The organism is Sphingomonas sp. NFX23, assembly GCF_049887795.1.
Classification (GTDB): domain Bacteria; phylum Pseudomonadota; class Alphaproteobacteria; order Sphingomonadales; family Sphingomonadaceae; genus Sphingomonas.
Genome location: NZ_JAGEKH010000004.1, coordinates 540,544 through 552,922 on the forward strand (window position 1 = coordinate 540,544; position 12,379 = coordinate 552,922).

Annotated in this window: 10 protein-coding genes; 8 read left to right on the plus strand and 2 right to left on the minus strand. The window is 66.9% G+C overall.

Annotated elements, in window-relative coordinates; translation table 11 throughout:
• Positions 1 to 30: 30 nt before the first annotated feature.
• Both J4O76_RS13300 and J4O76_RS13305 read right to left on the minus strand, forming a co-directional pair.
• Positions 31 to 1,590, minus strand: a complete 1,560-nt coding sequence (locus tag J4O76_RS13300; protein WP_426282334.1) for a DUF4139 domain-containing protein — start codon at positions 1,588 to 1,590, stop codon at positions 31 to 33.
• Complete coding sequence (locus J4O76_RS13305) at positions 1,590 to 2,948, minus strand: DUF4139 domain-containing protein (RefSeq protein WP_426282451.1); 1,359 nt, start codon at positions 2,946 to 2,948, stop codon at positions 1,590 to 1,592. The genes J4O76_RS13300 and J4O76_RS13305 overlap by 1 nt, the downstream gene beginning before the upstream one ends.
• Before the next feature lie 897 nt (positions 2,949 to 3,845).
• On the opposite strand from J4O76_RS13305, the gene J4O76_RS13310 reads away from it, so the two are divergent.
• Genes J4O76_RS13310 through J4O76_RS13345 form a run of 8 tightly spaced genes read left to right on the plus strand, consistent with a single transcriptional unit; the run spans position 3,846 to position 12,376 of the window.
• The gene (locus tag J4O76_RS13310; RefSeq protein ID WP_426282335.1) at positions 3,846 to 5,024 is read left to right on the plus strand and encodes an inositol-3-phosphate synthase; all 1,179 of its coding nucleotides are present in this window, start codon (positions 3,846 to 3,848) and stop codon (positions 5,022 to 5,024) included.
• A complete protein-coding gene (locus J4O76_RS13315) occupies positions 5,021 to 5,914 on the plus strand; it encodes a hypothetical protein (protein ID WP_426282336.1) in 894 nt (297 codons plus the stop codon). The genes J4O76_RS13310 and J4O76_RS13315 overlap by 4 nt, the downstream gene beginning before the upstream one ends.
• A complete protein-coding gene (locus J4O76_RS13320) occupies positions 5,911 to 7,020 on the plus strand; it encodes a class I SAM-dependent methyltransferase (protein ID WP_426282337.1) in 1,110 nt (369 codons plus the stop codon). Before J4O76_RS13315 ends, J4O76_RS13320 begins: the two co-directional genes overlap by 4 nt.
• A 2-nt stretch (positions 7,021 to 7,022) precedes the next feature.
• Positions 7,023 to 8,018, plus strand: coding sequence for a Gfo/Idh/MocA family protein (locus J4O76_RS13325; protein ID WP_426282338.1), 996 nt, complete (start codon positions 7,023 to 7,025; stop codon positions 8,016 to 8,018).
• Positions 8,009 to 8,824 carry a hypothetical protein gene (locus J4O76_RS13330; RefSeq protein ID WP_426282340.1) on the plus strand — a complete coding sequence of 272 codons (816 nt, stop codon included), beginning with the start codon at positions 8,009 to 8,011 and terminating at the stop codon, positions 8,822 to 8,824. Before J4O76_RS13325 ends, J4O76_RS13330 begins: the two co-directional genes overlap by 10 nt.
• A complete protein-coding gene (locus J4O76_RS13335; RefSeq protein WP_426282341.1) occupies positions 8,821 to 10,341 on the plus strand; it encodes a YcaO-like family protein in 1,521 nt (506 codons plus the stop codon). The genes J4O76_RS13330 and J4O76_RS13335 overlap by 4 nt, the downstream gene beginning before the upstream one ends.
• The gene (locus J4O76_RS13340) at positions 10,338 to 11,168 is read left to right on the plus strand and encodes a sugar phosphate isomerase/epimerase family protein (protein ID WP_426282342.1); all 831 of its coding nucleotides are present in this window, start codon (positions 10,338 to 10,340) and stop codon (positions 11,166 to 11,168) included. Before J4O76_RS13335 ends, J4O76_RS13340 begins: the two co-directional genes overlap by 4 nt.
• Complete coding sequence (locus tag J4O76_RS13345) at positions 11,168 to 12,376, plus strand: glycosyltransferase family 4 protein (protein WP_426282343.1); 1,209 nt, start codon at positions 11,168 to 11,170, stop codon at positions 12,374 to 12,376. The genes J4O76_RS13340 and J4O76_RS13345 overlap by 1 nt, the downstream gene beginning before the upstream one ends.
• Positions 12,377 to 12,379 lie beyond the last annotated feature (3 nt).

The following is a 12,379-nucleotide window of genomic DNA, read 5'->3' on the forward strand; positions in this document are numbered from 1 at the left end:
AACGGCCTTCGTGCTGGTCAGCTCAGGACGTCAGTAGCGGTAACGCAATACGGCCTTGCCGCCTGGTGGCAGCAGCGGCGACCAAGTAGAAATTCCGTCGATACGACGAACCTCCTCGCCGTCGGCGTCGATCGCCTGGCCTGCGGCGCCGATCGCCACGTCGAGCTTCACGGGAAACGAGTTGCCGTTGCTCGCCGTCACGACGGCCTCGTGCGAACCCGCGGTTCCTGATGCCAGCGCCCCCGGCGGGCTCAGCACGGCGACTGCCTGGGTTAGCGTCACACGGCTACTAACGCCGGCGGCCAGACGAACCGTCTCGCCAATTGTGCGGTCGCCGATCGTTCCCAAACCGAGAAGCAATCGGCCGCCTGCCTGCTCCGCGTAGAGCGCAGTGCTGCCGGCGGGCAGCGGCACGCCCAAGCTGTGCTGTTTATCGTTCTTCAGCACCAGCACGATCGACGTCGGCACACCGTCGAGTTGTTGTCCGGGATACACCGCTCGCCGGTAGCGCCGCTCGACCGGCACCGCCTTCTGAACGATCAGGGCAACCTGCTTCTGTCCCCTGGCCGCGACGGTGGTCGGCATCGGCACGCGGTACAGCTTGAGGTCACCCAGGTCCTCGGGTGGCGGTGGTGGTGGCGGTGGTGGTGGTGGCGGTGCCGGAACCGGCGCAGATAGCGCGAACTCCATGACTCGCGATCCGGTTACCACGATCTCTTCGGCCAGCTCGAATTGCTTTTGCCGTAGGTCGGAGGTCGTCGTGCCGAGCGGGTAGCAGACCAATCGCAGCGCACCAGCCGTCACAGGGATCGCCGGGACCGCGACGCGGTTGAGCCGGCCTGCGACAGCCTGAACGTCCGCGTTCGCGAAGATCTCCGGATTACCGTTGGCGAGAGTCAGCCAAGCGAACAGGTCGACCGTGCGACCGTCGGCGGCAAGCGACGTGACGTAGCTCGCTCGCCAGTCGAAGCCCGAGGACAGATAGGAGAGTCGCACCGTGACCGTGCGCGCCGCCGGGCTGGTCGTCGTTACGCTCAGCACCGGCTTGCTCGACAGGCTCGCTGGCACCCGGGCGAAGTTCAACCGCTCGGCCAGACCCGAGCAGCGCAACGCCTCGATCCCGGCAGTCGTGCGTAGGATAACCCCCGGTGTCGGGCCGGCAACGATCGTCGCGGGTTCGCTCACCAACCTTCCGCTAACCTTGTCGGTGCGGGTCAGCGTTACCTCGCGACCAAGCGTGCCATCGACCAGCGAGGCGGGCGACAGCAAGCGGGCGTCGCGGTTCTTTTCGATCGTACCGCCAGGTAGGCCGTCGACGATGGCGCTGACAGGGACGATCCCCTCCGCCACGCCTTCGAACCGGATCACTGCGGATCCCCGAGGCAATCGTACGCGACGGGTCTCCGTCACCAGGGCGAAGCCACCGAGATACCGCAGGTTCATCGCGCCCTTGCCGTAAGGCGAGCGGTATACCGTCAACGCGACGTGATCGGGCGCGGACGACGTAACGATGGCCGTGCGGGTCTGCGCTTCCGCCCCTCCCGACAACAACACGCCCGTCAACAGCGCGAGGAGCAGCCAAAGCCGCATCAGTAGCGGGTGTCGAAGGTCACAGTCACCGTCGCGGTGCCGTTGGCCGGCACTGGGACTTGCCACGTCATCGTGCCGGCGTCGCGACGCTCGCCCTTGGCGCTATCCGTAACGACGCGCACGTCGCCCCCGTCGAGCCCCCCCTGCACGAGTTCGACCGTCACCGGTCGGCCGCGTGCATTGGTCAGCGTATACCGCATCGCCGTACGCCATCGGCTATCACCCTGCCGCGTCCGTGATACGGTGGTTGGCTGCACCTTCACGTCGAAGGCATCGCCTGTTGGCAGCGCGATCGTCGATCCTTGGGGAGTATGCTCGATACGGTTTTCGCCCGTGAACTGTGGTTGGCCACGCGCGTCGCGGACATAGACCCGGACCACGCCCGCCGGCAGCGCGTCGCCCAGGCCAGCCGCGCCCGAGTTGCTGAAACGGAGCACCGACTGCGCGCTTCGTGGCTCGTCCGAGCTGCCCAGCCAGCCATTCTCGAACCGATAGCCCGCGCTTGCCGCAACGCCCTTCGCGTCGAGGAAACTGACCTGCTTGGTCTGCTTGTCGGCGATCGTGGTGCGCTCGGCCAAAGGATACAGATAGAAGTCGCCGAGCTGCCCGCGCGCGGTACTTTCGGTTCCAGGCAGAGTCGTCGTCATGCGGCGGCGGCGCGGGGTGTAATTGCCGTTCCCGTCATCATCCGTGCTGCCGACCTCGCCAGCGACCAGCAACGTTCTGGCGTTGCCGAACGTCGTGCCGCTGGTGTTCTTCAACGTCACCCAGCCTTGAACGTCCACCGTCCCACTCTTGTCGTCGAACAATGCGACATAGTCGGCACTCCAGCCTAGCCCACGGCTCAGGTAGGACAGCGTCGCCGGGCGCGATCCCGCACGCGTGCTGGCCAGCGTCACCGACAATGTCGGACGGGCTCGCAACGCATCGGGCACCCGGTCGAAGATCGCGCGCACGGGCAGTCCGTCGTCGCGCAACACCTCGACATGACCGTTCACCTCGATGACGACGCCGCCATTGACCGCCAACACTTTCGCACGGTCGCGGGTCTCGGTGCCGGTAGCGGGGTTGGTGCGCACCAGCGTGATCGTCTCGCCTACCGCTTTCTCCATCAGGCTCGAGGGGCTGAGCAGATCATAGTCGAAGTTCTGCTCGACGATCGCGGCATCGGGCACCGTCAGCGATACCGTCTCCGGCCTGATCGACGCGCTCACGTCGGGAAAACTCTGCCGCACCCGCCCGTCTGCCAGGGCCAGCGACCGCACGTCCTGCACCAGCGCGACGTCGTTATTGTAGATGGTGACCGACACGTCCCCCTGCGCGCTACCCGCGGTCGGCGAGTCGGCCGGGGGCGGCATTTGTTGGCCGCTCGCCGCCGTCGACCCGAGCAGCATTGCCAGCCCATACGCTCGCCGGATGTTGTCGCGCACACCATTCTCCCCTGAGTGCGCGACAATGACGCGGTCGGATCGGAAGGGCAATGCGACAATGCCCCGGCTTAGCGCTGGAAAGGCGTGGGATCGTTGGTTGCTGCGTGATCAAGCAGAAGCCCAATCGACTCCCGATGGCGCTGAACAGAACGTACGGAATCTCGAATTGCGCCGGGCCTCGTCGAACTGGCTCAAGGGGTTAGCAGCCCAGGCCATCTGCTCCAGGTCAGCAGCCCACCCGATGCTCTGCCGTCAGCGCTTCCCGCAGGGTGGCGCGTAGATCTTACCGGGGACTTCATGACGGCGGTGCGTCGTTGCGAAAGTTGGAGAGTGCCGACAAGCGGATTTGCGGCCGTTACCGCGGAGGCGTTCGTTTACGACGCATCCTGACAACTCTCGACCACCGCTGGAAAGGGCTTGGCCGGGCGCTGATGACCGCCCTGCGCGCGAAGCGTCGTGATCCGAACCTGCCCGAACTGCTCGTCGCAACAGCGAATAGCCGGGCGTTGTATCGGACCATGGGATGGGAAACTTTATCGACCTATCGACGGCATCGATCCCAATGGTCTGATTGCGGCCCCTGGCGGATAGCGGACCCGACTTTCAATCTGGCGGTTTTCGTTCAAGACTAGGTATCGAGAATCTGATCAACCCAACAAGGCTCTTCCTGACGAGGTGGCGCCCCGACGAGGCCTAATCGTCTTCCCCTCTCGCGACAGCAACATATGTAATTCCCGGAGCAGTTTAGCGGCAATTTCCGCAGACTTCGGTGGACTTTACTTTACGGACAGCTAGCCACGCGCTCAGTTTTGAGAGGACGTAATTATGGGCGAACGGGTCGGGATCGCAGTGATCGGACTGAATGGCGCGGTGGCCACCACCGCGGCCGCGGGGATCGCGATGATCCGCGCGGGGTCGAACGACCTGTCGGGCCTGCCGCTCGCCAGCCGCGACGTCGACGGCATGGCAGCATACCGCGATCTCCATTTCGGCGGCTGGGACCTCAGCCATGACGACCTCGCGACCGCCGCGCTCAAGCACGGCGTGCTGAGCGAAAGCGAGCTCGCCAACGGCGCGTCCAGCCTGTCCGACATGCGACCTTGGCCGGCCGTCGGTTCGACCGATTTCTGCGCGAACATCGACGGCGCGAACAAGATCGCCGCGCCCGGCCACCGTGCCGCCGTCCGGCACATCCAGGACGATCTCGCGCGGTTCAAGAGCGAGCAGAATCTCGACCGCGTCGTGATGATCAATCTCGCCTCGACCGAGCGCAAGGCCGATCTCGGTGCGGACGCGCTGACTAGCGTCGAGGGCTTCGAACGCGGTCTTGATGCCGACGACGCGGCGATCAGCCCGGCGATGCTCTACGCCTATGCCGCGATCGCTAGCGACACGCCCTATGCCAATTTCACGCCGTCGGTCGCCGCCGACGTCGCACCGCTTGCCGAACTCGCCCGCCAGCGCGGCGTGCCGATCGCCGGCAAGGACGGCAAGACCGGGCAAACGCTTCTCAAGACGGTGATCGCGCCGGCGCTGCGCGATCGTGCGCTGCATGTCGACGGCTGGTTCTCGACCAACATCCTCGGCAACTCGGACGGCCTCGCGCTCGACGATCCCAAGAGCCTCGCGTCGAAGGTCGATACCAAGAAGTCGGTGCTAGACCAGATCCTCGGCTATCCGGTCGAGGATCACATCATCATGATCCATTATTACAAGCCGCGCGGCGACAACAAGGAAGCGTGGGACAACATCGACCTGACCGGCTTCCTGGGCCAGAAGATGCAGTTGAAGTTGAACTTCTTGTGCAAGGATTCGGTGCTGGCAGCCCCTCTCGCGATCGAGATCGCGCGGTGCCTGGCGCTGGCGCAGACGCGCGGCGAAGGCGGTGTGCAGGACCAGATGGGGATCTTCTTCAAGATGCCGCAGACCGCCGACGGCGGCGAGCCGATCCACGCGTTCGGCGAGCAGCAGCTGATCCTCGACACCTGGCTCGATCGCCGATGACGTTCGACGCGGCGCATCTGCCGCTGCTGCGCGAACTCGGCGACCTGAAGCGGATCCGGTCGGCGGAGCGCGAGGGGTCGATCGCCGAGCGTTTGTTCGCGCGCGGCTGGGCGGCGCTGGCGGCGGGCGAGGCGCCGGCGGCGGTGATGCGTTGCACGGTCGCCGCCGCGCTCGCCGCGGCGCGACTGGGTGATCTCGACCGCGCGACGCTGGCCGAGCTTGGGCTGTCCGATGCGGAAGCGTGTGCGGTGCTCGAACGCGGGTTCGACGAGGTGGCGGTGTTGCTCGACCCGGCGCTCGCGGCCGACCTCCGCAATGCACTGCCCGAGGGCGCACCGGCGGTGGGGCCGGTGCCGCGGTTCGTCACGCAACTCGCGACGCAGCCGCGTGCGGGCGTCACCTGTCCGGGTCGGCCGCGCCTGTTGCTCCAGCCGCCGGAGAACCATGCCGAGCACTGCCTAATCGTCGCGGTGTACGGCGTGCTCGCGGCACCCGGTTACGGCGCGGACCCGGCGGAGGTGTTCCTCGCGTCGATGGCGCATCATTTCCATAATGCGGCGATGCCCGACGCGGGGTTCACCGGCGAAGTGCTGCTCGGCGACCTGCTCGACTGCGTGATCGACGCAGCGCGCGAGCAGGCGATGGCGATGCTCGACCCGGCGGTCGCGGCGCAGGTTCGCGCGGCGATCTTGCCGATTGCGGGTGACGCGACGCCCGCGGCACGCGCGTTCCACGCCGCCGACGTCCTAGACCGTGTTTTGGAGATCGAACAGCACACGCGCGCTGCGTCGGCGACGATGGACAGCGTCCTGCATACCTACGAACTGGTCCACGCCGGGCCAGTCAAGACGTTCCACGACCGCGTTCTGGCGGACGTCGGCCTGCTGTGACCTATCGTTCGCCCGTCACCGGACGGCCGCTCGTCGCGGATACGCCGCATTCGCTGGCCGCACCTGGCGAGCGCTGGCCGGTGGTCGACGGCATCCCGTATCTGCGGACCGACAGCGAGGGGCTGGTGGCGGTGGCGCTCGACCATCTCGACGCAGGCTGCCCGGACGATGCGCTGGTCGCGCTGCTGACCGATCAGGATGCGTGGTGGACCGGCCCTGCGACCGATCTCGGCGAGCTGAAGCAGCTGGTGCGCGAGCGTGACACGCTGTCGTTGCGTGCGGCGATGAATTTGCTGCGGATGGGGCCCGTCGCGGACTATTTCGCGCATCGCTGGAGCGATCCGACGTACCTCGCCGGGCTCGCGCTGGTCGAGGCGCACTGGCGGCAGCCCGGGACCGGGTTCGAGTTGGCGTGCGGGATTGGCCACTATCTCCGCGAGCTGGCAGCGCGAGGCGTCGCGTGCGTCGGCGCAGACGTCGTGTTCTCGAAATGCTGGCTTGCAAAGCACTGGGTCGCGTCGACCGCAGAGTATGTCGTGTTCGACGCGGCCGCTCCGTGGCCAATGGAGACGCACAAGTTTGACCTGGTCGCGTGTCACGATGCCTTTTATTTCCTGCCCGACCAGCCGCGGATCGCCGGGCTGCTGCGTGATTCCGTCGCACCCGGCGGCGTGCTTGCCGTGAGCCATCTCCACAACGCCGCCGTCTCTGGCGGGGCAATGGGACCGGCACGTGCTTCGGCAGAATGGGCAGCGCTGTTTCCAGATGCCGTCGTTTATGACGAGCGCGAATTGCGTCGTGCATTGCTCGCAAGCGATGCGCCCGTAGCGACCCGATGGTCTGACGATTCCGCTATCGAGGCATGGTCGATCATTGAGGCGGATGGCGTCGAGGCGGATGGCCGCGCTGCGCGTGCCCTGACCGGCGGGCTGGCGATGCCTCTCGTCGATGCGGTTCTAAAACCGAATCCGTTGCTCGACGGCGATACCCCGGACTGGCCCTCCGATCGCTACCGCGCGGAATATGGCGATGCGTGCACATGGCTGTCGGATGATGGTGATGCGGCGCGGAACCGCCGTATCCTCGACCTGCCGGCGCGGTGGTAAGCATGCGCTGGGGGATCGTCGGCTTCGGCTGGGTCGCGCGCGATTACATGGCGCCGGGCATCGCAGCCGCCGGCGGGACGCTGGTCGCGATCGCCGACCCCTCGCCGATCGCGCAGGCCAGCGCGTTGTCCGGCGGCATCCTCGCCTATGATACCGCCGAGGCGATGCTGGCCGATGCGGCACTCGACTGCATCTACGTCGCCACGCCCAATAATCTTCATGCCGATCCGGTGCGGGCCGCCGTAGCGGCGGGCGTGCCAGTGCTGTGCGAAAAGCCGATCGCCGCGACGCTGGCCGATGCCGAAGCCATCGGATCGGTAGTCGCGGGGCACCTCTACGGCACCGCGTTCGACCAGCGCCATCACCCCGCACATCGCGCGATGGCAGAGGCGATCCGCGACGGCGCCATCGGCCGACCGATCGCGGTACGGATCGTCTACGCCTGCTGGGTCGACCCGAGCTGGTCGCCGTCCAGCCAAGGCGGCGGCTGCAACTGGCGCGCCGATCCGGCGGCCGCGGGCGGCGGTGCGGTCATCGACCTCGCACTGCACGGCCTCGATCTCGCGGCGATGCTGGTCGACGAACCGCTCGTGCGCCTGCATATCGACCTGCAGCGGCGCATCCATGACTATCCGGTCGACGATGGCGGCATCCTGTCGGGTCGCACCGCAGGCGGCATCCTGGTCCAGAGCCATGTCGCCTATAACTGCCCCGAAGTGCTGCCCCGCCGCCGGCTCGAAATCCTCGGCGAGGACGGCCTGCTCGTCGCGACCGACACGATGGGCCAGACCGAAGGCGGCACCGTGATGCGGCGTTGCGCACGCACCGGGAACGAGACCGCCCTCCCCTTCGACGCCGCGCTGTCGCCATTCACCGCGCAAGCCGCCGCGTTCGCCGCCGCCGTCCGCGGCGATGCGCATGATTTCTCGATCCACAGGGACCTGTCGCTGATGCGCCTTTTCGACGCCGCCTATACCGAGGCGCGATCATGCCTCTGAGCTGGTATGCCTGCGCGCATTGCGGTTTCTGGCAGCGCCATTTCGCGCCCGCCGACTGTCCGGTGTGCAACGATACGCGCAACGACCTGCCCGAGGATGGTTGGCGCTTCCTCCCCGAACAGGATGTTGCCGCAAGCCATGACGGCAGTTGGCGACAGGTGGCCGACGATCTCTGGGCCTTCACCACGACACCGCATCTCGGGCTCGGCGGTACTGGCTGGCTGATCGTCCGAGAGGGCGGCAACATCGCTTTCGAAGCTGCGCCCTATTATTCGCCTGCGATGCTCGAACAGATCGAACGGCTGGGCGGCATACGCTATCTCGCGGCCAGTCATGCGCATGGCTATGGCGCGCTGTTCCAGCTCCAGCGCGAATGCGCGCCGGAGATGCTTGCGATCCACAAGGACGACCTCGGCATGACCAAGGCGTTCCGCGTCACAACGCCGTATGACGACGTGCTGGAGATCGCCCCAGGCTATACGCTGCATCACGTCGGCGGCCATTACGAAGGCCAGGCGGCGCTCCACGATGCGGTCGGTAAACGCCTGTTCTGCGGTGACATGTTCAAGATCGACCAGGACGCGGCAGGCGTCAGCCACGCGATCTCGAGCCACAAGGCGTTCCACAAGGACATCCCGCTGACGCATGGCGAGATCCGCCAGTACCGAGACGTGATCGCACCGTTGGCGTTCGACGCCGTCCTGACCCCGTTCGAATATGCCCCCGAAGTCGGTCGCGACGTCGCTGTCGCCGTGCTCGACGAGGCGCTGGCTCGTGCGCCGGGCGTGAAGAGGATTCCGCTATGACCCGCACTATCACCGGCCTTCCCGAGCAACTCGGCGCGGCCTGCCATCTGTATCTTGATGCGTTCCCTGCCGGCGACATCGTCGCGTTTCCGATCGACGGCATCGACCGCGTCGGCATCCCCGTCTGGGTGGTCGCGCTGTTCCCGGAGACCGCGGACCTCGGCGGCATCATGCCGTACGGCGTCGGCTATGGGGCGACCGACGAGGCCGCAATCCTGGGTGCGCTGGGCGAGATCGCCGAGATGGTCTGGCCGACGCTCACCCTGTCAGCGCGCGGCAAGACGCACGGCAGCTATGCCGACCTCGTCCGCGAACGCGGCGAGCGCGGGATCGCCGATCCGCTGACGCTGTGCCTTCCCGCAGGATCCCCGGTCGACCGCAATACGCCGCTCGACTGGGTCGAGGCCAGGCGGTGGGCGGACGGCTCAAGCGTCCTCGTACCGATCGACCTCGCCGCCTATTCCGCCAAGGAACTGGCGCCCGGCTACGTGCCGTTCACGACGATTATCTCGAACGGGATGGGCGCGGGGCCGGACCTCGACTGGGCGATCGGCCACGGATTGTGCGAGATCCTCCAGCGCGACGGCAACGGGTTGCTGTTCCGCGCGCTCGACCGCGGCGTCGCGATCGACCTCTCCGAAAGCCTGCCTGCCGAGATCAGCGACCTGATCAACCGGTTCGCCGCCGCCGACGTCCGCGTGATCCCCAAGTTCGCGACCGACGAATTCGGCCTCGCCAACGTCTATTGCGTCGGTGTCGATGCGCGCGAACCCGCGGTGCCGATCATGGCAACGGCCTGCGGCGAGGCGGCGCACCCCGACGCGGTGCAGGCGCTGGCCAAGGCGATCGCCGAATACGCCGCCAGCCGCGCGCGCAAAGCCTTCGCGCACGGCCCGATGGCGCTTGCCGAGACGATCGCGCCACCCGGCTATATCGACCGGTTCATGGCGCAAGCCGGCGGTGCCGCTAAATCGAGCGATGGCCGCGCGTTCTCGGAAATGCAGCGTTGGACCGATGTCGACGCAGCGACGCTCAGGGACTGGCTCGCCGGCACGATGCTCGCCGAGCGCAGCCGCCACGCCTTTGCCGACCTGCCCCGCGCGGATGTTCCCGATGCGCGCGCGCGGGGACGACTGGCGAGAGAGGCGGTCGAGGCGGCCGGGTTCGACATTCTCTACGTCGACATGTCCCCCGCGGATGCCAGCGTCGCGGTCGTCAAGGTGATCGTGCCCGGCATGGAAGTCGAGACGATGAGCTATTACCGGATCGGCGAGCGCAACGTCGCCAAGCTGGTCGCGCTCGACAGCCCGCTGGTCAGCTTCGGCGGCGAAGAAAGCGCGACGCGCCTGCCCGTCCGCCTCACCGAGGAAGCAGTCGCGCGGCTCGGGGGCCAGCCGTTCTTCGATACCGCGCTGGCGGACGAAATCGTCGGCCCGCTCTATCCGCTCTACCGCGAGCCCGAAGCGCATCACGTTGCCTGGTCCGAACAGAGCCTCGAGACGGAGGCGGCACGATGACGCTGCGGTTCGCCTACAACACCAACGGCGCGGCCAACCACCGGCTCGACGACGCGCTGCACCTGATCGCCGACGCCGGCTATGACGGCGTCGCGCTGACGCTGGATCATCATCACCTTGATCCTTTTGCCGACAATTGGACGCGCGAGGCGGAGCGGGTCGGCGCGCTGTTGCGGTCGCTCGGGCTGGGCTCGGTGATCGAAACCGGCGCGCGCTATCTGCTCGATCCGCGCGACAAGCATGAACCGACGCTGGTCACGGCAAACTCAGAGGGCCGAGACCGCCGCGTTGCGTTCCTCGCCCGCGCGCTCGAGGTCGCAGCGATTCTGAATGCCGAGACCGTGTCGTTCTGGGCGGGCGTACCGAAGCCTGGTATCGCGCGTGAAGACGCACTCGACTGGCTCGATGCGGGGCTCGGCAAGGTTGTCGAACATGCCACTCGCACCGGCATCCCCGTCAGCCTCGAGCCCGAGCCCGGCATGCTGATCGAGACCGTCGCGGACTATGCGCAACTCGCGCTCCGCCATCCGGACCTGCGGCTAGCGCTCGACACAGGCCACTGCCTCGTCACGCAGGATATAGCGCCCGACGCCGCGGTGCACGCCTATGCCGACCGTCTCGGTACCGTCGCGGTCGAAGACATGCGCCGCGGGGATCATACGCACCTCCCCTTCGGCCAGGGCGACATGGACATTCCCGCCATCCTCACCGCGCTGGAGTCGATCGGCTTCGACAAACTGGTCTGCGTCGAATTGTCGCGCGAGAGCCCCCGCGCGCATCAGGCTATTCCGGAGTCGATCGCCTATCTTCGCGCGGCGCTTAACTGATGCGGATCTGCTTCGTCTCGCGCCGCTTCTTCCCCGCGATATCGGGGATGTCGATCTACGCGATCAACCTGTTGCGCCAGCTTGTCGCGGCGGGCCACGACGTGACGATGATCAGCCAATATTATGGCGATCCCGCGCGCGCGCGCGTATATGGCGGCGGCCCCCCGCCACCGGTTCGGGGCGTGCGCGTCGTCGGCCTCGAAGCGCTGGGCGAACAGGATGGCGGCGATTTCGAGCGCGATATCGACGCAATCGTCGAGGCCATAGCACGCGATCATGCCGTCAATCCGTTCGACATGCTCCACGCGCAATATGGCTATCCGACCGGCTGGGCGACGATGATCGCAGCCCTCCGGCTCGGACTGCCCTGCGTCGTGTCGATCCAGGGCGGTGACGGGCATTGGGTCGGCTCGTGCTGCGAGACGCACCGGCTCGCGATGGTCCGCGTGCTCGATCATGCCGGCGCGCTGCTGATCGGCGGCAACAGTTTCGCGGGCGAAGTCCACGATCGGCTCGGCACCCCACTCGACCGGTTCACGATCGTTCCGGGGGCAGTCGATACCGACCATTTCACGCCGGCATCCAGTGTTGCGCCCGAAGGTCCGGTCCGCCTGCTTTATCACGGCCGCGTCGACCGCCGCAAAGGCGTGCTCGACTTCCTCCAGGCGCTGCCGGACGTGCGCGGCGACTGGCACGCGACCATCTCCGGCATCGGCCCTGACGTCGACCCCGCGCAAACGCTCGCGACCGAACTCGGGCTTACTGCGCGCGTGACGTTCAGCGGCTATGCGGATTATGACGCGGTCCCCGAACTCTACCGCGAACACGACGTGTTCGTGTCGCCGACCTATGCCGAGGGGTTCTCGAACACCATCCTCGAGGCGATGGCATGCGGCCTCGCGGTCGTCTCGTGCCAAGCTGTCGGCGTCGTCGACTGCGTCCGCGACTACGAGAATGGGCTGCTGACCGATCCCGGCGACGTGCCGGCGCTGGCAGCCTCGCTGACCCGCGTCATTACCGATACGAACCTCCGCACGCGCTTGGCGACTGCCGCGCTGGAAGAATGCCGCCGAGTGTATAGCTGGGACGCGGTCGGGCAGCAGATCGTCGGCATCTACCGCGACCTGCGTAACCAGCCGCAAGCCGCCTTCGACACCGACCTGCCGATCACGCCCTGCCGTTTCCGCAGCGAGCCGCATCTCCTGTGAGCG

What these genes read in the sequence shown, in the direction of transcription:
- J4O76_RS13300 (WP_426282334.1), bottom strand. Translation starts at nt 1,590, where the DNA reads ATGCGGCTTTGGCTGCTCCTCGCGCTGTTGACGGGCGTGTTGTTGTCG.
- J4O76_RS13305 (WP_426282451.1), bottom strand. Translation starts at nt 2,948, where the DNA reads ATGCCGCCCCCGGCCGACTCGCCGACCGCGGGTAGCGCGCAGGGGGAC.
- J4O76_RS13310 (WP_426282335.1), top strand. Translation starts at nt 3,846, where the DNA reads ATGGGCGAACGGGTCGGGATCGCAGTGATCGGACTGAATGGCGCGGTG.
- J4O76_RS13315 (WP_426282336.1), top strand. Translation starts at nt 5,021, where the DNA reads ATGACGTTCGACGCGGCGCATCTGCCGCTGCTGCGCGAACTCGGCGAC.
- J4O76_RS13325 (WP_426282338.1), top strand. Translation starts at nt 7,023, where the DNA reads ATGCGCTGGGGGATCGTCGGCTTCGGCTGGGTCGCGCGCGATTACATG.
- J4O76_RS13330 (WP_426282340.1), top strand. Translation starts at nt 8,009, where the DNA reads ATGCCTCTGAGCTGGTATGCCTGCGCGCATTGCGGTTTCTGGCAGCGC.
- J4O76_RS13335 (WP_426282341.1), top strand. Translation starts at nt 8,821, where the DNA reads ATGACCCGCACTATCACCGGCCTTCCCGAGCAACTCGGCGCGGCCTGC.
- J4O76_RS13340 (WP_426282342.1), top strand. Translation starts at nt 10,338, where the DNA reads ATGACGCTGCGGTTCGCCTACAACACCAACGGCGCGGCCAACCACCGG.
- J4O76_RS13345 (WP_426282343.1), top strand. Translation starts at nt 11,168, where the DNA reads ATGCGGATCTGCTTCGTCTCGCGCCGCTTCTTCCCCGCGATATCGGGG.